Origin of the sequence: Pseudomonas putida (assembly GCF_022627325.1) — a bacterium.
Lineage (GTDB): Bacteria > Pseudomonadota > Gammaproteobacteria > Pseudomonadales > Pseudomonadaceae > Aquipseudomonas > Aquipseudomonas putida_X.
In genome coordinates, this window is record NZ_JAETZZ010000078.1 from 1 (window position 1) to 221 (window position 221).

General features: G+C 64.7%; 1 protein-coding gene. It reads left to right on the plus strand.

The window, feature by feature from the left end; all coding sequences use genetic code 11:
• The coding region (locus tag JNA92_RS25795; protein WP_347269628.1) for an immunoglobulin-like domain-containing protein at positions 1-221 on the plus strand (221 nt) is incomplete at both ends.

Sequence of the window (221 nt, forward strand, 5' to 3'; positions counted from 1 at the left end):
TGCCACCGGCGATGTCGCCGAAGGCGGCCAGATCGTCTACACCGCGACCTTGAGCAACCCAGCGGGTACGGCGATGACCGTGACGCTGAGCAATGGCGCGACCATCAATATCGCGGCCGGCCAGACCTCTGGCCAAGTGACCGTCGCAGCTCCGGCCGATGACGTCTACAAAGACGCGGGCCAGGTCAAAGCCACCGTCACTGGTACCACCGGTGGTGACT